At 66.9% G+C, this 22,481-nt stretch carries 19 protein-coding genes and 2 pseudogenes; 2 read left to right on the forward strand and 19 right to left on the reverse strand.

All coding sequences use genetic code 11. From position 1 onward, the window contains the following. The first annotated feature begins 4 nt into the window (after positions 1-4). Together ACZK33_RS13425 and ACZK33_RS13430 are read left to right on the forward strand one after the other, a co-directional pair. The gene (locus tag ACZK33_RS13425) at positions 5-433 is read left to right on the forward strand and encodes a PAS domain-containing protein (RefSeq protein WP_005409905.1); all 429 of its coding nucleotides are present in this window, start codon (positions 5-7) and stop codon (positions 431-433) included. Then, positions 430-1,959: a diflavin oxidoreductase gene (locus ACZK33_RS13430; RefSeq protein WP_423174233.1), complete on the forward strand. Its 1,530-nt coding sequence runs from the start codon at positions 430-432 to the stop codon at positions 1,957-1,959. The genes ACZK33_RS13425 and ACZK33_RS13430 overlap by 4 nt, the downstream gene beginning before the upstream one ends. Positions 1,960-2,432: 473 nt before the next feature. On the opposite strand, the gene ACZK33_RS13435 is transcribed toward ACZK33_RS13430, so the two are convergent. The 19 genes and pseudogenes from ACZK33_RS13435 to moaA all read right to left on the reverse strand — a co-directional run bounded on the left by ACZK33_RS13435 (position 2,433) and on the right by moaA (position 22,480). After that, on the reverse strand, positions 2,433-3,101 hold the full coding sequence (locus ACZK33_RS13435; RefSeq protein ID WP_423174232.1) for a sulfate/molybdate ABC transporter ATP-binding protein: 669 nt from the start codon (positions 3,099-3,101) through the stop codon (positions 2,433-2,435). Next, positions 3,091-3,774 (reverse strand): molybdate ABC transporter permease subunit, encoded by a 684-nt coding sequence (gene modB, locus ACZK33_RS13440; RefSeq protein WP_423174231.1) that lies wholly within the window; start codon positions 3,772-3,774, stop codon positions 3,091-3,093. The genes ACZK33_RS13435 and modB overlap by 11 nt, the downstream gene beginning before the upstream one ends. 3 nt (positions 3,775-3,777) lie before the next feature. Further along, positions 3,778-4,521 (reverse strand): molybdate ABC transporter substrate-binding protein, encoded by a 744-nt coding sequence (gene modA, locus ACZK33_RS13445; protein ID WP_423174230.1) that lies wholly within the window; start codon positions 4,519-4,521, stop codon positions 3,778-3,780. A 19-nt stretch (positions 4,522-4,540) separates the two neighbouring features. Further along, on the reverse strand, positions 4,541-5,317 hold the full coding sequence (locus ACZK33_RS13450; RefSeq protein ID WP_012511268.1) for a helix-turn-helix domain-containing protein: 777 nt from the start codon (positions 5,315-5,317) through the stop codon (positions 4,541-4,543). Positions 5,318-5,328: 11 nt separating this feature from the next. Then, positions 5,329-6,543, reverse strand: coding sequence for a coproporphyrinogen III oxidase (locus ACZK33_RS13455; RefSeq protein ID WP_423174229.1), 1,215 nt, complete (start codon positions 6,541-6,543; stop codon positions 5,329-5,331). Positions 6,544-6,787: 244 nt separating this feature from the next. Next, positions 6,788-8,119, reverse strand: a complete 1,332-nt coding sequence (locus tag ACZK33_RS13460; protein WP_423174228.1) for an MFS transporter — start codon at positions 8,117-8,119, stop codon at positions 6,788-6,790. Positions 8,120-8,142: 23 nt separating this feature from the next. Next, on the reverse strand, positions 8,143-9,042 hold the full coding sequence (locus tag ACZK33_RS13465) for a peptidylprolyl isomerase (RefSeq protein WP_423174227.1): 900 nt from the start codon (positions 9,040-9,042) through the stop codon (positions 8,143-8,145). A gap of 3 nt (positions 9,043-9,045) precedes the next feature. Beyond that, positions 9,046-9,753, reverse strand: a complete 708-nt coding sequence (gene narI, locus ACZK33_RS13470) for a respiratory nitrate reductase subunit gamma (RefSeq protein ID WP_423174226.1) — start codon at positions 9,751-9,753, stop codon at positions 9,046-9,048. Further along, positions 9,750-10,430, reverse strand: a complete 681-nt coding sequence (narJ, locus tag ACZK33_RS13475) for a nitrate reductase molybdenum cofactor assembly chaperone (RefSeq protein ID WP_040007589.1) — start codon at positions 10,428-10,430, stop codon at positions 9,750-9,752. The genes narI and narJ overlap by 4 nt, the downstream gene beginning before the upstream one ends. After that, positions 10,430-11,988, reverse strand: a pseudogene (gene narH / locus ACZK33_RS13480) (nitrate reductase subunit beta). The gene narJ and the pseudogene narH overlap by 1 nt, the downstream one beginning before the upstream one ends. Beyond that, the gene (locus tag ACZK33_RS13485) at positions 11,988-15,794 is read right to left on the reverse strand and encodes a nitrate reductase subunit alpha (protein ID WP_423174225.1); all 3,807 of its coding nucleotides are present in this window, start codon (positions 15,792-15,794) and stop codon (positions 11,988-11,990) included. Before ACZK33_RS13485 ends, narH begins: the two are co-directional and overlap by 1 nt. A 72-nt stretch (positions 15,795-15,866) precedes the next feature. Then, a complete protein-coding gene (locus ACZK33_RS13490) occupies positions 15,867-17,285 on the reverse strand; it encodes a NarK family nitrate/nitrite MFS transporter (RefSeq protein ID WP_423174224.1) in 1,419 nt (472 codons plus the stop codon). Between the two features lie 145 nt (positions 17,286-17,430). Next, the gene (locus ACZK33_RS13495) at positions 17,431-17,796 is read right to left on the reverse strand and encodes a hypothetical protein (protein WP_423174223.1); all 366 of its coding nucleotides are present in this window, start codon (positions 17,794-17,796) and stop codon (positions 17,431-17,433) included. Next, positions 17,793-18,334 (reverse strand): annotated as a pseudogene (gene mobA / locus ACZK33_RS13500) (molybdenum cofactor guanylyltransferase). Before mobA ends, ACZK33_RS13495 begins: the two are co-directional and overlap by 4 nt. Before the next feature lie 141 nt (positions 18,335-18,475). After that, complete coding sequence (locus tag ACZK33_RS13505) at positions 18,476-18,979, reverse strand: molybdenum cofactor biosynthesis protein MoaE (RefSeq protein ID WP_329809950.1); 504 nt, start codon at positions 18,977-18,979, stop codon at positions 18,476-18,478. Between the two features lie 3 nt (positions 18,980-18,982). Beyond that, the gene (locus ACZK33_RS13510; protein WP_329809949.1) at positions 18,983-19,243 is read right to left on the reverse strand and encodes a MoaD/ThiS family protein; all 261 of its coding nucleotides are present in this window, start codon (positions 19,241-19,243) and stop codon (positions 18,983-18,985) included. Then, positions 19,243-20,496, reverse strand: coding sequence for a molybdopterin molybdotransferase MoeA (locus tag ACZK33_RS13515; RefSeq protein ID WP_423174221.1), 1,254 nt, complete (start codon positions 20,494-20,496; stop codon positions 19,243-19,245). The genes ACZK33_RS13510 and ACZK33_RS13515 overlap by 1 nt, the downstream gene beginning before the upstream one ends. Beyond that, positions 20,496-21,491, reverse strand: a complete 996-nt coding sequence (gene moaCB, locus ACZK33_RS13520; RefSeq protein WP_329809947.1) for a bifunctional molybdenum cofactor biosynthesis protein MoaC/MoaB — start codon at positions 21,489-21,491, stop codon at positions 20,496-20,498. Before moaCB ends, ACZK33_RS13515 begins: the two co-directional genes overlap by 1 nt. An 8-nt stretch (positions 21,492-21,499) precedes the next feature. After that, positions 21,500-22,480: a GTP 3',8-cyclase MoaA gene (gene moaA / locus ACZK33_RS13525; RefSeq protein ID WP_423174220.1), complete on the reverse strand. Its 981-nt coding sequence runs from the start codon at positions 22,478-22,480 to the stop codon at positions 21,500-21,502. Position 22,481 lies beyond the last annotated feature (1 nt).

Genomic DNA, 22,481 nt, shown 5'->3' on the forward strand with positions numbered 1-22,481 from the left:
TGCGATGAGCTACACCCCCGACAACGCCCAGCTGCTGAATGCCATGCAGAACGTCATGGTGATCTCCACCACCGACCTGCAGGGCAACATCACCTACGCCAACGACCTGTTCTGCACGCTTACCGGCTTCGCCCGCGAGGAACTGATCGGCCAGCCGCACAGCATCGTGCGCCATCCGGACGTGCCCAAGGCGGTCTACAAGGACATGTGGGACACCATCAAGGCCGGCAAGACCTGGACCGGCATCGTTCCCAACCTTGGCAAGGGTGGCGTGCTCTACGTGGTCGACACCACCGTGCAACCGCTGTTCGACGCCGACGGCAACATCACCTCGTACATCAGCATCCGCCGCGTGGTGAACGACCTGATGCAGAACTACGACCTGGTCGAGTTCAGCAAGGAAAAGTTCGACGACTTCTACGAGGCCGCGTGAACGCCCTCCCGACCAGTACGCCCTTCAGCCGCCTGCTGGTGGGTTTCGCGTCCGAGTCGGGCAATGCCCGCGCCCTGGCCCAGCGCCTGGGCGCGGACCTGCAGCCGCACGCGCCGAAGGTGCTCCCCTTCAATGACATCGACGTGGCCAGCCTCGGCCAGGGCGATGTGCTGCTGGCGATTTCCAGTTCGTTCGGCGATGGCGAACCGCCGGCCAACGGCGAGCAGTTCTTCGAAACACTGCGCCAGACTCCGACGCTGAGCGGCCTGCGCTATGCGGTGTTCGGCCTTGGTGACACCGGCTACCCCAGCTTCTGTGGCTTCACCAAGGCGCTGGATGCGGCGCTGAGCGAGCGTAAGGCGCAGCCGCTGCTGCACCGCGTGGATGCCGACCTGGGCTACGAGCAGTTCTTCCAGCAATGGCAGCCGGTCCTCGGCCAGGTGCTGGATGGCGACCTCAGTGCTGGCCAGGACCTGCGCCTGCAGGTCACCGCCTATGGCGAAGACAACGCCTTTGCCGCCCCCATTCTCGAACGCCGCCGCTTGAACAGCAGCGACCCGGCCGCCTGGCACCTGCAGCTGGACATTGCCGGCAGTGGCATGGCCTACCGCGCGGGCGACACCCTGCACGTGGTACCCGAGAACGACCCTGCCCTGCTGCAGGCATTGGCCACCTGGTACGGCGACACCGCCGCCGTGGCCGCCCTGCATGACCGCGAGCTGCGCCTGCTGAGCAAGGGCGTGCTGCGCGAACTGGCCAAGCTCGGCGGCAGCGAGGTGCTGAAGGGCCTGTTGAAGGTCAGCCAGAAGCGCGAGCTCGAAGCCTACCTGCACGGGCTGGACGTGCTGGACGTGCTGCAGGACCACGCCACGCCGGACAGCGTGCCGCTGGCCCGGCTGCGCGAACTACTGTCACCGCGACTGCCGCGCGCCTATTCGATCGCCTCGCACCCCTGCAACGACCAACTCAGCCTGTGCGTGCGCGAAGTACGCTACACCCTGCGCGGTCGCGAGCGCTTCGGCACTGCCACCGGCAGCCTGCTGCACGGCGGCGACCATGCCCGTGTGTACTGCCGCTCCAATCCCGGCTTCCATCTGCCAGATACCGGCGAAGCTCCCCTTCTGCTGGTCGGCACCGGCACCGGCATCGCGCCGCTGATGGGCCTGATGCAGGAGCTGCAGGCCACCGCCTGCCAACGCGAAGTGCACCTGGTGTTCGGCGAGAAGCAAAGCCAGCACGACTACCTGTATCGCGAGCAGCTGCAGGACTGGCACGCACGTGGCGTGCTGGCCGGCCTGCATACCGCGTTCTCGCGCGATGGCGCCGAAAAGGTCTATGTGCAGCATGTGCTGCAGCAGCGCGGCGATGAAGTGCGCGATGTGCTGGCCCGCGGCGGGCATCTGTACCTGTGCGGTAACAAGAGCCACCTGGAAGGCGCGGTGCGCGAGGCCATCGATGCGGTCGGTGGCGAAGGGCACTGGGACGCGCTGCGGGGCGAAGGCCGCACGCACTGCGAGCTGTATTGATCCATTCCACTGGATTGCGCGAACGCTGGACTGGTAGAGCCGGCCGCTGGCCGGCTACTCCGGATTCCATGGTTGCCGGCCAGCGGCCGGCACTACCATCAGCTGTAGTCAACCATCGCCCGTGCGTCGCGAAACCCCTGAACCGGTAGAGCCGGCCGCTGGCCGGCTGCTCCGGAATCCGTGGTTGCCGGCCAGCGGCCGGCACTACCATTAGATGTAGCCATTCATCGCCTGAGCGTCGCGGAACCCCTGAACCGGTAGAGCCGGCCGCTGACCGGCTGCTCCGGATTCCGTGGTTGCCGGCCAACGACCGGCACTACCATCAGATGCAACCATCCCTCGCCTGTGCGTCGCGGAACCCCTGAACCGGGAGGGCCGGCCGCTGGCCGGCTGCTCCGTAATCCGTGGTTGCCGGCCAGCGGCCGGCACTACCATCAGACTTAACCAACCATCGCCCGTGCGTCCATCACGGATCAACCGCCGACAATGCGGCCATCCACTACGCGTGCCACCTGCTGGCCGAACATGGCCACATCCTGCGGGTCGTGGCTGATCAACAGCAACGGAATACCAGTCTTGTCCAGCACGGTTTCCAGCTCCTGGCGCAGGTGCTGGCGCAGGTCATGATCCAGCGCGGAGAACGGCTCATCCAGCAGCAGCGCCTGCGGCTGTGTCACCAGGGCGCGTGCCAGTGCAGTGCGCTGGCGCTGTCCCCCGGATACCTGCGAGGGCAGCAGGTCGCCCACCGCGTCGATGCGGAATGCGTGCAGCCACTGCTCCACCGCATCGAAGCGCTGGCCAGCCCTCGGATTCAACCATCCCTTCTGCAGACCGAACGCCACGTTCTGGCGCACGCTCAGGTGTGGGAACAACGCATAGTCCTGGAAGACATAGCCCAGCCGACGACGCTGCGGTGGCAGGTCCACGCCGGCCGCCGCATCGAACAAGGTCTGCCCCTGCAGGCGCACGTGGCCCTGGCCCGGCCTCAGCAGCCCGGCCACTGCCTTCAGGGTCAGGCTCTTGCCGGCGCCCGAGGGCCCGAACAGCACTACCTGCCGCTGCGTGCACTGCAGCGACACGTCCAGCACGAAATCCTGGCCGGCCGCCTGCAGCCGACGCTGCACCCGCAGATCAAGCCACATCACGCAGCTCCCGGCGACGCCCGCCCACCAGCCGTGCGGCCAGCAGCAGGATCACGATGCACACCACCGAGGTCAGGATCACCAGTGCGTTGGCCTTGCCGTCCTGACCGGCCTGCACCGCTTCGTAGATGGCGATCGACAATGTCTGCGTGCGGCCCGGAATGCTGCCAGCCACCATCAAAGTGGCGCCGAACTCGCCCATCGCACGTGCAAACGCCAGCAGCAGGCCGGCGAGGATGCCGCGCCAGGCCAGTGGCAGCGTGATGCGGAAGAACACCGCCGCTTCGGACACACCAAGCGTGCGTGCGGCCTGCTCCAGCTGTCCGTCCACTTCCTCAAACGCCGCGCGTGCCGGCTTGAATACCAGCGGCAGCGAGGCCACTGCGGCGGCGATCACTGCAGCCTGCGAGGTAAACACCAGGTTGATGCCGAACCACGACTGCAGCCACGCGCCGATCGGGCCGTTGCGGCCGATCAGCACCAGCAGGTAATACCCTAGCACCGTCGGCGGCAGCACCATCGGCAGGGTCAACACCGAATCCAGCAGCTCGCGACCGGGAAAGCGACGGCGCGCCAGCAGCGCGCCCAGACCAACGCCCAGCACCAGATTGATCGCAGTGGCCCAGCCGGCCACCTTCAGCGACAACCCCAGTGCACTCCAGTCGAGATCCATGCCTCAGGGCTTGCCGAACCCATGCCTGGCCAGGATCGCCTGGCCCTGCGCCGAACGCACGAACGTGGCAAACCGCTTGGCCTCGGCCGGCTGCGCACTGGCCTTGGTCACCGCCAACGGATAGGCAATGCGCCCCGACACCGGCACCGCGAAGGCGCGGCGCACCCGGTCGGGCATCGCCTGCGCATCGGTGGCATAGACGAAGCCGGCATCCACTTCACCGCGCGCCACGTAATCCAGTGATTGGCGCACGTTCTGGGTGGTGATGATCCTGCCCTGCACCGACGGCCACAGGCCCGCCGCTTCCAGCGCGCCCTTGGCGTAGCGACCGACCGGCACGCTTTCCGGGTTGCCCAGTGCGATGCGCTGCACGCCGGCACCGGTCAGGTCCTTCAAGCTACGCGGCGCGACCCTGGCCTGCGGCGGCACCACCACCCACAGCGCGTTCACCGCGAATACCTCGCGGGTGCCCGCCGCCAACAGGCCCTGCTGCTGTGCCTGGTCCATCGTTGTTTCATCGGCCGAGGCGAACACGTCCACCGGCGCGCCACGGCTGATCTGCTGCAGCAGTACGCCGGACGCGGCGAAGTTGAAATCGACCTTGGTTCCCGGGTGTGCCTTCTCATAGGCGGTGCCGAGTTCACGGAAGCTCTCGGTCAGGCTCGATGCCGCCGACACCGTCAGCTCGGCGGCCCAGGCCGGCAGCGTGGCCAGCAGTCCCAGCAACAACAGTCCAGCGCGTTTCATCGTCGGCTCCCGGCCAGGTTCAGTTCGGATCGGATTCGTCGGCCACCGCCAGCGCCGCCAGGCGCTCGGGCTGCAGCAGCAGGATCTCGCGCTGCTTCACCGCGATGATCCCATCATCGCTCAGGCGGCGCAGCACGCGGCTGGCGGTTTCCGGCGCCATCCGCAGGTAGTTGGCGATCTCGGTACGCGCCATCGTCAGGTTGAAGCGCGTGGCGGAAAAACCGCGCCGCGCGTAACGCTCGGACATGTCGAGCAGGAACGCCGCCATGCGCTCTTCGGTACGGTGATTCGCGGCCAGCGTGGCGACCTTGCCGATCTCCGCACTGAGCAGGCTGAACAGCTTGGCCTGCAGCCCCGGCATGCGTGTGGCCAGCAGGCTCAGCTTGGGGAACGAGATGCGGCACAGGTGCACGGTGTCCAGCGCCACCGCATTGCAGGGGAAGCGCGAGCCGTGGATCGCATTGAGGCCGATCACTTCGCCCGGCAGGCTGAAGCCCAGCACCTGCTCGTTGCCCTGGCTGTCATCGACGAAGGTCTTGACCATGCCAGCGCGCACCGCAGCGATCGAATCGAACGACTCACCGGCGCGGAAGATGTAGTCGCCGGCATGGAACGGGCCGACGTGGTCGACCAGCACATGCAGATCGCCCAGCGCGGTCTTGTCATAACCCTGCGACATGCAGGCATCGGAAAATGCACAGGTACTGCAGAAGTGCAGCGCGTCGCCATCATCGGCGGCGGCGGGGTTCGGCGTGGCCCGGCCGAGGCGACCCTGGGAAGGCGGAGTTGAAGACATCGGGGCAGGACTCAAGCGTTGGCGGCCGCCGGCCGGAAGCATGAGGCCATCATACGCCACAGCAACCGCCCTTCTTCGGCCAGCCGCAGCACGCGTGCATCCCACTGCGCCCAGCCGCGCGCCAGCAGCGGCGACAGCGCCGGCAGCTGTTCGGCGAAGCATTCCTCGAAGGGTTCATCATTACGCCACTCGAATGCAGCCGCATCGAGCGCATGGTCGCAGGCGAAGCTCTGTGCCACCTCGGCCGCAAGCCGCTCGTCCTCGGACAGGATCAGGCCCGCGGCCACGCCCATGTGACCGGACTGCAGGCGCGCCCGCCATTCACCCAGCTCGTCCTCCAGCCGGTAGAACACTTCGCCGATCTGGCTGCAGGCGGACAGGCCAAGCCCGATGAAATCACTGCGATCACGGCGCGGCACGCCGGCCAGGTCGCAGTGGCGCTGGCCATCGCCGGGCCCATGCGGATTGGGCAGGTCACCACGCTGGTAGTGGTCACCGCCGATGGGTTCATAACCGGCATCGCGCAGCAGGCGCCAGGCCTGCAGCCAATGCGCTGCCGACGGACGCTGCGGTAGCGCGCACGGTGCCGGCAGCAGGATGCGCTCGGGTGCTTCGGCCAGCACCTCATGCAAACGTTCGATGAAACCGGTGTCCTCACAGGCGGGCACGCGCAGCTGGTAGTAGCGCGCAGTGAAGCCGACCTGCCGCGCCTGTGCCAGCAGGGTCGGCCCCGGCGCATCGGCACGATCGATCACGTTCAGGCGGGTGCAGCCCACCGCGCGCAGCTGCGCCGGCGCCAGCGCGCTGCCGGCGTCCAGCCGCACCTCCACCTGCGGGCGCGCCACCGTGCGCAGGTGCTGCGGCACCGCGTCCAGCAGCTGGCCCAGCTGCGGCGGCGGCAACGTCTCGGCCAATCCCAGCTGCAACACCATCGCCACCACTTCGCGGTCCTCGGCCAGGGCATCGGCCTGCAGCTGCAGGGCCAGCAGCAAGGTGTCCAGATACGCCAGTGGCGGCACATCGCGACCACCACGACCGGCCTGGAAGCCTAGCGTCAAGCCACGCGGGATCAGGTGCTCATTGCTGGCGCGCACGGCGGCGCGCCAGCCGCTTTCGCCAAACCCCGTGCTGAACTGGTCAGCCGCCGGGAACAGCACATGCCGGGGCTGCCGCAGCAATGCTGCCTGCAGCGCAGTGTCCTCACTCTCATCGACGTGGAAGCTCATGGCACACATCTTCGGGTGTTCCTCTTCGCGTGGCCCTGATTGAAATCAAGCGTGGCGCATCGGTCGGTTCATGCCGGCCAGCGGCCGGCACTACCCTCTCACACGCTACCCGGTAGTGCCGGCCGCTGGCCGGCACCCCCCTCACCCACCGCGCACCATTCCGGTAGTGCCGGCCGCTGGCCGGCACCCCCTCCACCCACCGCGCACCGTTCCGGTAGTGCCGGCCGCTGGCCGGCAACCCCCTTTACCTGCAGCGCACCCGCTCGGCGGCGGCCGCATCGATGGCTTCGGGCAGGTCGGTCTCGCGGTCGATCTGCGGGAAGTGACGGCGCTCCATGCGGCGAATAGCAAAGTGCATCCATGCCAGTGCAGCCGCCACCAGCACGAACAGCAGCATGAAGCAGCTGCTCCAGATGCCCACGGCATCGTTCAATGCCCCGAACACGATCGGCAGGATGAAGCCACCCAGCCCACCGATCATCCCGACCACGCCGCCCACCGCACCCACGTGCTGCGGGTAGTACACCGGAATGTGCTTGTAGACCGCTGCCTTGCCCAGCGACATGAAGAAGCCCAGCACGAACACCAGCACGGTGAACATCACCACGCCGATGGCCAGATGGAAGTGGATCGGGCCGTGGATGCCCTTCACCACGTACTCGGTATCCGGGTAGGCCAGCAGGAAGGTGCAGATGGCCGACACGCCGAAGGTCCAGTACATCACCCGCCGCGCGCCCATCCGGTCCGACATCCAGCCACCGACCACGCGGAACAGGCTGGCCGGGATCGAATAGCACGCCGCCAGCATGCCGGCGTGGCCCACGTCCATGCCATAGGCGCCCACCAGGTAGTGCGGCAGCCACAGCGCCAGCGCCACGAAGCCGCCGAACACGAAGAAGTAGTACAGCGAGAACCGCCACACCTGCAGGTTCTTCAGCGGCGCCATCTGCTCCGCGAACGGGACCGGCTTCACGCCTTCGCGGCGGCGCTGCTCCAGCGACGGGTCTTCCTTGCTGAAGAGGAAGAACAGTACCGCGGTGACCGCCAGCGCTACAGCCCATACTTTGGCAACCATGGTCCAGCCGGCCGCCACCATCACCAGCGGTGCCAGCAGCTTGGTCACCGCCGAGCCGATGTTGCCGGCACCGAAGATGCCCAGCGCAGTGCCCTGCTTGCTGGCCGGGAACCACTTCGACACATAGGCCACGCCTACCGAGAAGTTGCCACCGGCGATGCCCACGCACAGCGCGGCGATCAGGAACTGGGTGTAGGTCTGCGCGTAGGTCAGCATCCAGGTAGCCACAGCGCCACACAGCATCACCAGCACCATCACCTTGCGGCCACCGAATTGGTCGGACCAGATGCCGAGGAAGACGCGGCTGACCGAGCCGGTCAGCACCGGCGTGGCGATCAACAGGCCGAACTGGGTGTCATTCAAACCGAGCTGTTGGCTGATCTGGATGCCGATGATTGAAAAGATCATCCACACCGCGAAGCACACGGTGAAGGCGAACGTGCTCAGCCACAGCGCACGTTGCTGCTGCCCGGCACTGGCGGGGGCAAGGGCCTGGTTCATGGGGTCTCCTCGTTCAATGGGGGTCAGCCGATATCCGCGTCGGCTTCGATCTCGTCCAGCCCGCGCACCGGGTAGCGTTCCTGCAGCTGCAGCAGGTAAGCCTGCACCTCGCGCTGGCGCACCTGCAGTTCAAGATAGTCACGCAGCTGCGGCAGCACCGCCTCGAATGGCTGCGGCTGGCCCTCCTCGCGGGCATCGACGCAGACCACGTGGTAGCCCCAGCGCGACTCCACCGGGAACCCGGCCAGGCCCTCACGCAGGCGGAACACCTGGCGGTCGAACTCCGGCGTGGTCTGCCCGCGCTGCAACCAGCCCAGGTCGCCGCCCTCGCTGCTGGAGGGGCAGCGCGAATGGCGCAGGGCGAAATCGGCGAACAGGTGCGGCGACTCCTTCAGCAGTCCGGCCAGCCGCTCGCCTTCGGTGCGTGCGGCGAAGCGCCCGGCCACGTCGTCGGCCGGCGCCGCCAGCAGGATATGGCGCAGGCGCACGCGGTCAGGCGAGCGGAAGCGCTCCGGGTTCTGTTCAAAGTAGCGGCGGCAGTCCTCGTCGGTCGGCACGCGGTCTTCGATCGCGTCTTCCAGCAGTTGCTGGATCAGCACTTCCTCGTCGCTGACCCGGTTGCCCTCCGGCGCCTGCAGGCCCAGCCGCTGCGCTTCCAGACGCAGCAGCTCGCGCACCACCAGTGCACGTGCCGCTTCGGCGCGTGACTGTTCCGGGCGCATCGCCCGGTGGTGCTGCATCTCGCGGGCGATGTCGGCCTCGCTGATCGCGGTCTCGTCCACGAACAGCCGGCACGGTGCCGGCTGCCCGAGCGAGCGCGGCCCCTGCTCTGCCGCGTCGTGGTGGTGCGAATGCGCCTCGGCAGGCACCGGTGCGGCGGAGTCGATCACGGTGATCGGCAGGAATTTCGGCAGGCTGCCCATGGTTTACTCCCGCGGACCGTAACGCAGCGTGGCCTGGCGGCGGCGCACCACCTGGTAGGGCCGCCACAGGTAGCTGATCGGAATGCTCCACACGTGCACCAGGCGGGTGAACGGCGCGATCAGGAACAGGGTCAGGCCCAGGAAGATGTGCGTCTTGTAGACCCAGCTGACGCCCTCGATGTAGTCGGCGGCACCGGCGCGGAAGGTCACGATGTGCTGCGCCCATTCGGCCAGCTGCACCATCACCCCACCGTCCAGGTGGCCGGACGAGATGCGGATGCTGTAGAGGCCCAGGCACAGCTGGGCGAACAGCAGCACCAGCACCAGGGTGTCACCGAAACTGCCGGTAGCCCGTACCCGCGCATTGAACAGGCGGCGCACCAGCAGGATGCTGATGCCGATGAAGCACAGCGCGCCGAACACACCGCCGACCACCATCGCCAGCATCTGCTTCTGCGACGAGGTGATGAAGTGCTCGTACACCGCATGCGGGGTCAGCAGGCCGACCAGGTGGCCACCGAGGATGGCCAGGATGCCGATGTGGAAGCAGTTGCTGCCGATCCGCATGCCCTTGTCCGACAGCATCTGGCTGGAGCCGGTGCGCCAGGTGTACATGGCCTTGTCGTAGCGGGCCCAGCTGCCGATCAGCAGCACCGCCACGGCGATGTACGGGTAGTACTGGAAGGCAAATTGATGCAGGGAGTAACTCATGGCTGGACCTCTCGATGCGAAGGACGGGCCGGTGAACGCACGGGCGGCTTGCAGTCTTCGGCAGGGGCTTCGGCGCCGAAGCGCACCGCCTCCTCCTCCCACAAGCGGTCCATGGCCTCGGCGGTATCGTCGCGGACTTCCTCGCTGGCACGCTGGCGCAGCGCCTGCAGATCGGCCTTGCCGTCGCCGGCCTCGACCAGGATCTCGAACAGCACCCGGTGCGGCAGCTCGCGCTCGGCGGCACGCGCCGCCAGCATCCCGGCGATATGGCCGATGTGGTGCAGCCACTCGCGGGCCTCGCTGCCGGGGCGATGGGCCAGGAACTCCAGCAGCAGCGGCAGGTAGTCCGGCAGCTCGCGCGCATCCAGTTCGAAGCCGTTGCGGCGGTAGGTCTCGACCAGATCGACCATTGCCTGGCCGCGGTCGCGCGACTCGCCATGGATGTGCTCGAACAGCAGCAGGCTCATCGAGCGGCCACGGTCGAAACTGGCCAGCCACGCCGCCTGCGCATCCAGCGCATCGGTGCCCAGCAGCTGCTGCACGAAGCTGCGCAGCTGCTGGCGGCGGGCGGCATTCAGCGCCGGGTCGTCGCAGGCGGCGAGCAGTTCCTCGCCGTGCTGCCACAGTTCCTCGCGGGGGTAGTCCAGCAGCACCCCGACCAGCTTGAGCACGCTCATCACACCACCTCCTTGCGGCGGTGGTTCGGGCCCTTGTCCACCACGAAGGTGGTGCTCTTGCGCTGGCCGAACAGGTCGGCCGGGCTGTCACCATTGCAGCCGTTGCCGAAGGTGAAGCCGCAGCCGCCACGCTCGCCGAAGGCATCGTTGGCGTACTCGCGGTGGCCGGTCGGAATCACGAAACGGTCCTCGTAGTTGGCAATGGCCAGGTAGCGGTACATCTCTTCCACCTGGGCGATGCTCAGTCCGGTCTGTTCCAGCACGGCGGTGTCTTCCACGCCGTCCACGTTCTTGGCCCGGCGCCAGGCACGCATCGCCATCAGCCGCTCCAGCGCACGCACCACCGGCGCCTCGTCACCGGCCGTCAGCAGGTTGGCCAGGTAGCGCATCGGAATACGCAGCGAAGCCACGTCCGGCAGCTCGCCGCTCATGCCCACGCGGCCACGTTCGGCGGCGGACTGGATCGGCGACAGCGGCGGCACGTACCAGACCATCGGCAGCGTGCGGTACTCCGGGTGCAGCGGCAGCGCCAGCTTCCAGTCGATCGCCAGCTTGTACACCGGCGACTGCTTGGCCGCATCCAGCCAGCTGTCCGGGATGCCCTCGGCGCGCGCGGCGGCGATCACCGCCGGATCGTTCGGGTCCAGGAAGATGTCCAGGTGGGCCTGGTACAGGTCCTTCTCGGCGGCCACCGAGGCGGCCTCGGCGATGCGGTCGGCGTCGTACAGCATCACGCCCAGGTAGCGGATGCGGCCCACGCAGGTTTCCGAGCACACGGTCGGCTCGCCCATCTCGATGCGCGGGTAGCAGAAGATGCACTTCTCCGACTTGCCGCTCTTCCAGTTGTAGTAGATCTTCTTGTACGGGCACGCCGACACGCACATGCGCCAACCGCGGCACTTGTCCTGGTCGATCAGTACGATGCCGTCTTCCTCACGCTTGTAGATCGCGCCCGACGGGCACGCCGACACGCACGCCGGGTTCAGGCAGTGCTCGCACAGGCGCGGCAGGTACATCATGAAGGTCTTCTCGAAGGCGCCGTAGATCTCCTTCTGCACCTGGTCGAAGTTGTAGTCGCGCGAGCGCTTGCTGAACTCCGAACCCAGGATCTCCTCCCAGTTCGGGCCCCACTCGATCTTCTGCATGCGCTCGCCACTGATGAGCGAGCGCGGCCGCGCGGTGGGCTGGTGCTGGCTGTCCTTGGCGGTGTGCAGGTTCTGGTAGTCGAAATCGAACGGCTCGTAGTAGTCGTCGATCTGCGGCAGATCCGGATTGGCGAAGATCTTGGCCAGCATGCGCCAACGGCCACCGGCACGCGGCACGCGGCACGCGGCACCAGCTTGCCTGCGCGGGTACGCACCCAGCCGCCGTTCCACTTGTCCTGGTTCTCCCATTCCTTCGGGTAGCCGATGCCCGGCTTGGTTTCCACGTTGTTGAACCAGGCGTACTCGACGCCCTCGCGCGAGGTCCAGACGTTCTTGCAGGTGATCGAGCAGGTATGGCAGCCGATGCACTTGTCCAGGTTCAGCACCATCGCGATCTGTGCACGGACCTTCATCACACCACCTCCTTGCTGGCCGATGCCGAAGCGCCAGCGGGCTGTTCATCGGTCGCTCCTGCGCGTCCTGCGCCCGCGACACTCGAACTTCCTTGTTCATCGTCCAACCAATCGATCTTGTCCATCTTGCGCACGATCACGAACTCGTCGCGGTTGGTGCCGCACGTGCCGTAGTAGTTGAAGCCGTACGCCAGCTGCGCGTAGCCGCCGATCATGTGGGTGGGCTTGAGCACGATGCGGGTCACCGAGTTGTGGATGCCACCGCGGGTCCCGGAAATCTCCGAGCCCGGCACGTTGATGATGCGTTCCTGGGCGTGGTACATCATCGCCATGCCCGGCATCACGCGCTGGCTGACCACCGCACGCGCGGCGATCGCACCGTTGACGTTGAACAGCTCGATCCAGTCGTTGTCGACGATGCCGGCACTGCGCGCGTCATCCTCGCTCAACCACACGATCGGGCCACCGCGCGACAGTGTCTGCATGATCAGGTTGTCGCTGTAGGTGCTGTGGATGCCCCACTTCTGGTGCGGGGTGATCCAGTTCAGCACGATCTCCTTGTTGCCGTTCGGGCGCTGGTTCAGCAGCGGCTCCACCGTGCGCGTGTTGACCGGCGGCCGGTAGCCCATGAAGGCCTCGCCGAAGTCGATCATCCACTCATGGTCCTGGTAGAACTGCTGGCGACCGGTCACCGTGCGCCACGGAATCAGCTCGTGCACGTTGGTATAGCCGGCGTTGTAGCTGACGTTGTCGTCCTCCAGGCCCGACCAGATCGGCGAGGAGATGATCTTGCGCGGCTGCGCCTGGATGTCACGGAAGCGGATCGCATCGTGCTCCTTGCCCACCGCCAGATGAGTGTGCTCGCGACCAGTGAAGGTACCCAGCGATTCCCAGGCCTTCACCGCCACATGGCCGTTGGTCTCCGGTGCCAGGTGCAGGATCACCTCGGCCGCGTCGATCGCGGTCGAGATGGCCGGACGGCCCTGGCTCACGCCCGCGTCGTGCACGGTGTGGTTGAGCTTGCCGAGGAATTCGACCTCGTGCTTCGTGTCCCAGCTCATGCCCTTGCCGCCGTTGCCCAGCTTGTCCAGCAGCGGGCCCAGCGAGGTGAACTTGCGGTACAGGTTCGGGTAGTCGCGCTCCACCACCGTCATCGACGGCATGGTCTGGCCCGGGATGGCCTCGCACTCGCCCTTCTTCCAGTCGGTCACGCCGAACGGCATGCCCAGCTCGTTGGGGGTGTCATGCAGGGTCGGCACCAGCACCAGGTCCTTCTCCACGCCCAGCACGCCCGGCGCCATCTCGCTCACGGTGCGGGCAACCTCCTTGAAGATCTCCCAGTCGCTGCGCGATTCCCAGGCCGGATCCACCGCCTTCGACAGCGGGTGGATGAACGGGTGCATGTCCGAGGTGTTGAGGTCGTCCTTCTCGTACCAGGTCGCGGTCGGCAGCACGATGTCCGAGTACAGCGCGGTGGTGCACATGCGGAAGTCGAGCGTGACCAGCAGGTCCAGCTTGCCCTCCGGTGCCTCGTCACGCCACGTCACTTCCTCCGGCTTGATCGCCCCCATCTCGCCCAGGTCCTTGCCCTGCAGGCCATGACGCGTGCCGAGCAGGTGCCGCAGCATGTACTCGTGGCCCTTGCCCGACGAACCCAACAGGTTCGAGCGCCAGATGAACATCATGCGCGGGTGATTCTGCTGCGCGTCCGGATCGGCGAAGGCGAAGTCCAGCGAGCCGTCCTTGAACTTGCCCAGCGCGTAGTCGGCCGGGGCAACACCCGCCGCTTCGGCCTCGCGTACCAGCTGCAGCGGGTTGCGGTCCAGCTGCGGCGCACAGGGCAGCCAGCCCATGCGCACCGCGCGCAGGTTCAGGTCGGCCAGGCTGCCGCTGTACTTGCTCGCATCCGCCAGCGGCGAAAGCAGCTCATCCACCTGCAGCTTCTCGTAGCGCCATTGCCCGGTGTTGAAGTAGAAGAACGAGGTGCCGTTCATGTGACGCGGTGGCCGGCTCCAGTCCAGGCCGAAGGCCAGCGGCTGCCAGCCGGTCTGCGGGCGCAGTTTTTCCTGGCCCACGTAATGCGCCCAGCCGCCACCGGTCTGGCCCACGCAACCGCACATGATCAGCATGTTGATCAGGCCGCGGTAGTTCATATCGTTGTGGAACCAATGGTTCATGCCGGCGCCGACGATGATCATCGAACGGCCATGGGTCTTGTCGGCGGTACGCGCGAACTCGCGGGCGATCTCGATCACCTCACCACGCGACACGCCGGTGATACGCTCCTGCCAGGCCGGCGTGCCCGGCACCATGTCGTCGAAGCTCGATGCCACGTTGCCGCCGCCAAAGCCACGGTCCACGCCGTACTGGGCCAGCAGCAGGTCGTAGACCGTGGCCACCAGGGTCTCGCCACCCTCGGCCAGGGCCAGGCGACGCACCGGGATGTTGCGCTCAAGCACGTCGTCGGCCGGCGCAGCGGTCCAGCCCTCCGACTCGATGCCACCGAAGTACGGGAAGCTGACCGCCTCGATGCCCTCATGGGCGTCGGCCAGGCTCAGCCGCAGGCGCGTATCGGCGCCATTGCTTTCCTTCTCCTCGATGTTCCACTTGCCCTTCTCGCCCCAGCGGAAACCGATGGAGCCATTGGGCACCACGATCTGGCCGCTGGTCTCGTCCAAAGCCAGCGTCTTCCAGTCCGGATTATTGGCTTCACCCAGCCCGCCCAGTTCACTGGCACGCAGGAAACGGCCCGGCACCAGGCGACCGTCGTCGCGGCGCTCCAGGCGCACCAGCATCGGCATGTCCGAGTACTGGCGGCAATAGTCCTGGAAGTACTGCGAGGGCGAATCGACGTGGAACTCGCGCAGGATCACATGGCCGAAGGCGAAGGCCAGCGCCGCATCGGTGCCCTGCTTCGGGTGCAGCCAATGGTCGGTCAGCTTGGCCAGCTCGGAATAGTCCGGGCAGATCGCCACCGTCTTGGTGCCGTTGTAGCGCGCCTCGGTGAAGAAATGCGCATCGGGCGTGCGCGTCTGCGGCACGTTCGAGCCCCAGGCGATGATGTAGCGGCTGTTGTACCAGTCGGCCGATTCGGGCACGTCGGTCTGCTCGCCCCAGATCTGCGGCGAGGCCGGCGGCAGGTCGCAGTACCAGTCATAGAAGGACAGGCAGGCGCCGCCCAGCAGCGACAGGTAACGCGCGCCGGCGGCGTAGGACACCATCGACATCGCCGGAATCGGCGAGAAGCCGACCACGCGGTCCGGGCCGTACTGCTTCACCGTGTACAGGTTGGAGGCGGCGATGATCTCGTTGGCCTCTTCCCACTGCAGGCGCACGAAGCCGCCCATGCCGCGGCGGGTCTTGTACGAACGCGCCTTCTCCTTGTCCTCCACGATGCTGGCCCAGGCGTCGACCGGGGCCTTGCTCTTGCGTGCTTCGCGCCACAGGCGCAGCAGCGTGCCGCGGATCAGCGGGTACTTCAGCCGGTTGGCGCTGTACAGGTACCAGGAATAGCTGGCGCCACGCGGGCAGCCACGCGGTTCATGGTTGGGCAGGTCCGGGCGCGTTCGCGGGTAGTCGGTCTGCTGGGTTTCCCAGGTGACCAGGCCGTTCTTGACGTAGATCTTCCAGCTGCACGAACCCGTGCAGTTAACGCCGTGGGTGGAACGCACGATCTTGTCGTACTGCCAGCGGGCGCGGTAACTGTTTTCCCAGTCGCGGCCCTCGCTCTTGGCGAATCCGTGGCCATCGGCAAAGGTCTGGGGGTCACGCTTGAAGAACTGCAAGCGATCGAGGAAATAACTCATCGGGGGTCTCCCTTTGCGGACATCGGCATCGTGGCTGTGTGTGTCATCTGGCTGCGGTGCGTTTTCATGTCGTCAGCAGGGTGTCTCGGCACCGCGCCGGTAGTACCACCACCAGGTCACGGCCAGGCAGGTGACGTAGAAAACAACGAATCCGTACAGCGCCATGTCGGGGCTGCCGGTCAAGGTGATGGACGAGCCGTAGCTCTTGGGAATGAAGAAGCCGCCATAGGCGCCGATCGCACCGGAGAAGCCGACCACCGCGGCCGACTCGATGCTGGCCTGGTGGGCAGCAGCAGCCTTGCCCTCGGCGTTGTCGTTGGCCGACCAGCACTCATGCAGGGTGCGGAAGATCACCGGGATCATGCGGAACGTGGTGCCGTTGCCGATGCCACTGAGCACGAACAGCGCCATGAAGCTGAGCAGGAAGCCATGGAAGTTGCCGCCCCGGCCATCGCTGGGCAGGAAGTGCAGTACGCCGAACACGGCCGCGATCATCAGCGCGAACACCCAGAAGGTCAGGCGTGCGCCACCCCAGCGGTCGGCCATGCTGCCGCCCACCGAACGCATCAACGCACCCAGCAGCGGGCCGATGAAGGCGTAGGCCAGCGGGTTCACATCCGGGAACTGGCTCTTCACCAGCATCGGGAAGCCGGCCGAGAAGCCGATGTAGGAACCGAAGGTGCCGATGTACAACCAGCACATCAGCCAGTTGTGCTTGCGGCGGAAGATCACCGCCTGCTCGGAGAACGACGAGCGGGCGCTGGTCAGGTCGTTCATGCCGAACCAGGCCGCGATGGCGCACAGCGCAATCGCCGGCACCCAGATGAAGCCGGCGTTCTGCAGGAACAACGGCGCCCCACCCTCCATCGTGGGCTGCGGTGCACCACCCAGCGCACCGAACACGCCCACGGTGATGACCAGCGGGATCACCGCCTGCGCCACGGACACGCCCACATTGCCCAGGCCGGCGTTCAGGCCCAGCGCCAGGCCCTGCTTCTGCTTGGGGTAGAAGAAGGAGATGTTGGACATCGACGACGAGAAATTCGCGCCACCGAACCCGCACAGGATCGCGATGGCCACGAACACCCCGTACGGCGTGGCCGGGTCCTGTACCGCAAAGCCGAGCCAGAGCGTCGGCGCCAGCAGCGAGGCCGTGGACAGCGCGGTCCAGCGGCGGCCACCGAAGATCGGAATCACGAACGAATAGAAGATGCGCAGCGTAGCGCCGGACAGGCTGGGCAGCGCCACCAGCCAGAACAGCTGGTCGGTACTGAAGTTGAAGCCGATCTTCGGCAGGCTGATCGATACCGCCGAGAACAGCACCCAGACCGAGAAGGCCAGCAGCAGCGAGGGAATCGAGATGACCAGGTTGCGGGTGGCGACCCGCTTGCCGGTGCGCGCCCAGTAGCCGGGGTCCTCCGGCGTCCAGTCGCTGATGACGCGACCCGGACGGGCAGTGCTGCGGACAACAGGATCGCTACCGACGGTCATACATGGCTCCAAGGCTGTGGAATGACGTGGGTACTGCGTTTCAAGTTGTGACCCGTCGTCATGCAGCCATTAGGCCGCGCAGCAACAACGACGGGGTTGATCTGGATCAATCAGGGGCCGGTTTCCGCCGTGCCCCTGACAAATGTCAAACCGATGAAGCGGTGGTGCGGCGGGTCACCCCGCGCTGGCGCACGCTGTCGCGCACGTCCACATCGAACTGCAGCTGAAGCTGGCTGCCATCTTCCAGGGCAATGTCGAACGGCAGGCCATCCCGGCACGGCAACCGCGCCGCCAAGGCCTCGACGGCCAGGCGCGGCAGTACCAGGCGGCAGAAGGTGCCGCCATCGAGCAGCACCGGTTGATCGCCGCCATGCAGCGACACCGCCATGCCCCAGCCCTCGATGCCGCCAAAGCGGGTCATGTTCTCGACCGATTCACCGGCCAGCAGGCGCGCCAGTTCGGCCTCGTCCAGGCGAAGCCGTACTGATTGGTCCTGCAACTGCACTTTCATGACGCAACATCCTCCCATTGTTCGGGGGTATTGCAGTTGACCAGGCAGGCTTCGTCAACGCTTTCCAGCAGCAGCGCGTGCATCTGCAGGCGGCGCTGGAAGGCCTGTACCGAGCGCGGCCCGTCCGCATCATCCAACATCGCGGCCAGCACGCTACGAGTGGCATTGTCCACATTCAACCGCATGGGAAAGGGATGCCCGTCAAAGATCGTGCACGCGCCCCGCCCCTCGGCAGCCAGCCGTTGCAGCAGCCGTGGCGCCAGCAACGGCGTATCCACCGCTACCACCCAGGCCCGGCTGTCGGGCATCTGCTGCATCACGCTGTGCAGTCCACCCAGGGGCCCCAGCGCGCTACCTGATCGGGGATGCCGCCGAAGGCCGGATAGTCACCGCTCACCCAGACCCGTTCTGCGCCGGCCTGCAACAGCAGGCCACGCATGTGTTCCAGCAGGGTGCGCCCCTGCCACGGCAGCAGCGCCTTGTCTCGCCCCATCCGGCTGGACAGGCCGCCGGCCAGCACGATGCCGTTGATGCTCATCGCAGTAGTGCCACGCCATGCGTGGCTGCGTCGGCCGGATTCATCGGGAAGGCCGCATCCACGCATGGCGTGGATCTACTGAACCCCACGGCCATCCAGACATTCGGTGGTAGAGCCACGCCATGCGTGGCTGCAGCGGGCTCAATGGTGGTGGTCGTGCGCATGGTCATGGGCATGTGCGGGTTCGCTGTCCGCATGGCACAGGCTGCAACCCTCGCTCCACTCGCTGTCGCCGTCCTCGTAATGCTCCTGCTTCCAGATCGGGCACTGGTGCTTCACCACCTCGATCAACTGCCGGCAGGCCCGGAAGGCCTCGTCACGGTGCGGGCTGCCCGCAGCCACCACCACCGCCACATCGCCAATGCCCAACCGGCCCTTGGCATGGGCCACATACAGCTTCAGCTTCGGACCGAACGTCGCCTCGACCTCGGCGGCCAAGCGCTTGAACTCGTTCAGCACCAGCGGCTCGAACAGGTCATAGGTAATCCCGTTCACCGGCCGGCCGATGTTGACGTCGCGCACCTTGCCGATGAACACATCGATGCCACCGAAACCCGGATCGGACACCGCAGCGATGCCCTCGGCAGGATCGATCGCCGCCTGCGCGCGGTCCACCACCTTGGCGATGATCTTCTTCTCGCTCATCGCTCAGCCCCCGCTCACCGGCGGCAGGATCGCCACCCAGCCATCGTCGGGCAGCGCCTCGTGGTCACGCAGCACGCGTTGCTGGTCGGCAAATGCCGAGTAGTCCAGCAGGCCGGCGCGGAAACCCGGCCAACGCGTCGGCAGCAGCTCGCGCAGCGCTTGGCGCAGATCGGCCACGGTGCCACCAGCCACCTCCACGGCGATCTCGCGGCTGGCATCCAGATCGGAAAACGCACCGAACAACTGCAGATTCACCTGTTTCATCACGACTCCTGGCTCGCCAGCTGCACCGGGTCATGGTGACCCCAGCCCTGCACGCGCACGTAGGTGCCAGCGGTGGCCAGGTCTCCCTCGGCCTCCAGCACCACCCAGGCGTTGGCCTGCAGCATGGACATCAAACGGAACGACTCCTGCCCGGACAGCACGCGCGCACTCAGGCGCCCCTGACCGTCCACTTCCACCCGCGCACGCGCGTGGAAGCGCAGGCCCGGCGGCTTGCGCACGTCGGCCTGCAGCGGCAGCTGCAACACGGGTTCCGGTGCCAGCCCCAGCAGGCGGCGCAGCACCGGCTCCACGAAGAAGCGCTGGCCCACGGCGGCCGAAACCGGGTTACCGGGCAGACCGAAATACAGCGCGCCGTTGGGCAGCACCGCGAACAGCAACGGCTTGCCCGGGCGGATCGCCACCTTGTGGAACACGATGCGCGCACCACGTCCACGCAGCGCATCGGGAACGAAATCGTAGCGGCCGGCCGACACGGCGCCGGTACTGATCAGCAGCTGCGCGCCAGCAGCCAGCACGTCATCCAGCACCGCATTGAACGCGGCCACGTCATCACCCACCGTGCCCTGCCAGACCACCTCGGCACCTGCGGCCTGCAGGCGGCCGACCAGGTACGGACGGTTGCTGTCACGGATCTGACCGGATTCCAGCGTCTGCGCCGCCTCGGTCACCAACTCCTTGCCGGTAGCGATCACTGCCGCCTTCGGCCGCGCCACCACCGCCACCTGGCCCACGCCAATGGCGTGCAGCAGGGTGCGGGCATTGATATCCAGTACCTGCCCGGCCTGCAGCACACGCTCGCCGTCGCTGACATCCTGGCCGCGCAGGCGTACGTTCTGGCCCGGCTTCACCGTGCCCTTCAATGCGATGCGGGTCGGGCGGCCGTCCTCGCTGGTAAGGATCTCCACGTTCTCGACAGGTACCACCGTATCCAGCCCAACCGGCATGCGCGCACCGGTCATGATTTCCCAGGCACCCTCGCCGCCTTCGGCACCGGCATCGCCGGCCGCCTGCCAACCCTGCACCACGAATTCGGTACCGGCCTCGAACGTCGCGCCGTTGGCGCGCAGCGCGAAGCCGTCCATTGCCGAATTGTCGAACGGCGGCAGCGACTGCCCACTGACGATGTCACTGGCCAGAGTGCGACCAGCGACCTCATGCAGCGGCAGGTGCTCGGCCGGCAGCGGCGTGGCCGCGTCCAGCAGGTGCTGCAGGGCTTCGCTGTAGGCAATCATCAGTGGCCACCACCATCGACCATCGCCAGGGCGTGGCCCAGTACCGGCGCCAGGATGTCCAGGCACTGCGCCGCCGCCTTCGGGCTGCCGGGCAATGCGAACACCAGCATGTTGCCCAGCTGCACCACTTCGGCGCGGCTCAGCCAGGCCATCGGCGTGTGCTGCGCACTCAGTGCCCGCACCATCTGCGCCAGGCCATGCACCGGCCGTGCGTTCAAGGAACGCAGCGCCTCCGGCGTCAGGTCACGCGGGCCCAGCCCGGTACCGCCGGTGCACAGGCACAGGCGCACGCCATCGGCGGCCAACGCCTGCAGGCGGCCCGCCAATGGCTCGATGCCATCGGGCAACACCTCGGCCGTCACCACCTCGCCGCCCAGCTTTTTCACGCCGGTCACCAGGGTCGGGCCAGACACATCTTCATACGTGCCTTCGCTGGCACGATCACTCAGCGTGATCACCGCGCAGGCGGCGCCCTCCAACCCCTTCGGCGCGCGCGGCTTGAAACGCGCGCGCTCGGCATCGTCCATGCCGTCGGGGTGCAGCCACACACCGCGCTTGCCACCTTCCTTGAACAGCAGGCGGATGCCTTCGATGCGCAGTGCCGGCTCTACTGGCTTGCTCAGGTCGTACAGGGTCAGCAGTGCCGCGTTGACGCCAGCCAGCGCCTCCATCTCCACGCCGGTGCGCGCCTCGCTGGCGCACTCGCACCACACGCGGATCGCCTGCCGTTCCGGTACCGGCGCGCAGAACACCTGCACCAGTTCCAGCGGCAGCGGGTGGCACAGCGGCATCAGCATCGAGGCCATCTTGGCGCCCTGCAGGCCGGCAATTTCGGCCATCACCAGCGCATCGCCCTTGGGCAGGCGGCGCTCGACGATCAGCGGATAGGCCACCGGGCCGGCATGCAGCTCGCCCACCGCCACCGCACGGCGGCGGGTGATGCGCTTGTCGCGGACATCGGCCATGTGGAAGGCCGCATTCAATTCCCCACTCATCGTGTTGCTCATCCTCCGATGGAGGCCAGGTGCGGGGTCAGCCCGGTCTGGCCCTGGTGCAGTCCATGCCCGGCCGCTTTCAGGCCAAGCTGTGTGGTGATGCGTGCCAGCAGCGCGTCGTGGTCGTCGTCGCGCTGCAGCAGCGGGCGCAGCGGCACGCCGAACTCGCCGAACAGGCATAGCCGCAGGTCGCCCTTCGCGGTCACCCGCAGGCGGTTGCAGCCTTTGCAGAAGTCACGCGAATACGGGGCAATGATGCCGATGCTGCCACGATGGTCTGGATGCCCGAACTCCCGCGCCGGGCCGGCATCGGCCGCGCGCGGACGCTCGTGCCAGCCGGCGGCCAGCAGCTGCTCGATCACCAGGTCGGCGCGCAGGTGGTGGCGCTGGAAATAGGCTTCGTTGTCGCCGGTGCGCATCAGTTCGATGAAGCGCACGCTGAAGGGGCGGTCGCGCAGGTAGTCCATCCACTGCGGCAGCTCGTCGTCGTTCAGGCCGCGCAACAGCACCGCGTTGAGCTTGATCGCCGGCAGGCCCAACGCCTGCGCCAGGGCCAGGCCCTGTTCGATCTCCGGCAGGCGGTCATGCCCGGTGATGGTCTTGAAGCGTTCGCGCTGCAGGCTGTCCATGCTCACGTTCAGCGCGGTCAGGCCGGCGCGGTGCCAGCCCGGCAGGCGCCGCGGCAGCAGCGTGCCATTGGTGGTGATGGCCACCTTGCGGATGCCCGGCACCGCCGCCACGGAGGCGATGATCTCGTCCAGGTCCTTGCGCAGGCTGGGCTCGCCACCGGTCAGGCGGATCTTGCTCATGCCCAGCGCGGCGAACGCACGCACGAGGCGCGCGATTTCATCCACCTGCAGGAAGCGCGGGCGGCCATCGGCCTGGTAACCGTCGGGCAGGCAGTAGCTGCAACGGAAGTTGCAGGCTTCGGTCAACGACAGGCGCAGGTACGGAAAGCTGCGTCCGAAACCGTCGGTGAGTTGGCTCATG

This window comes from Stenotrophomonas sp. 86156_Sma (assembly GCF_056481625.1).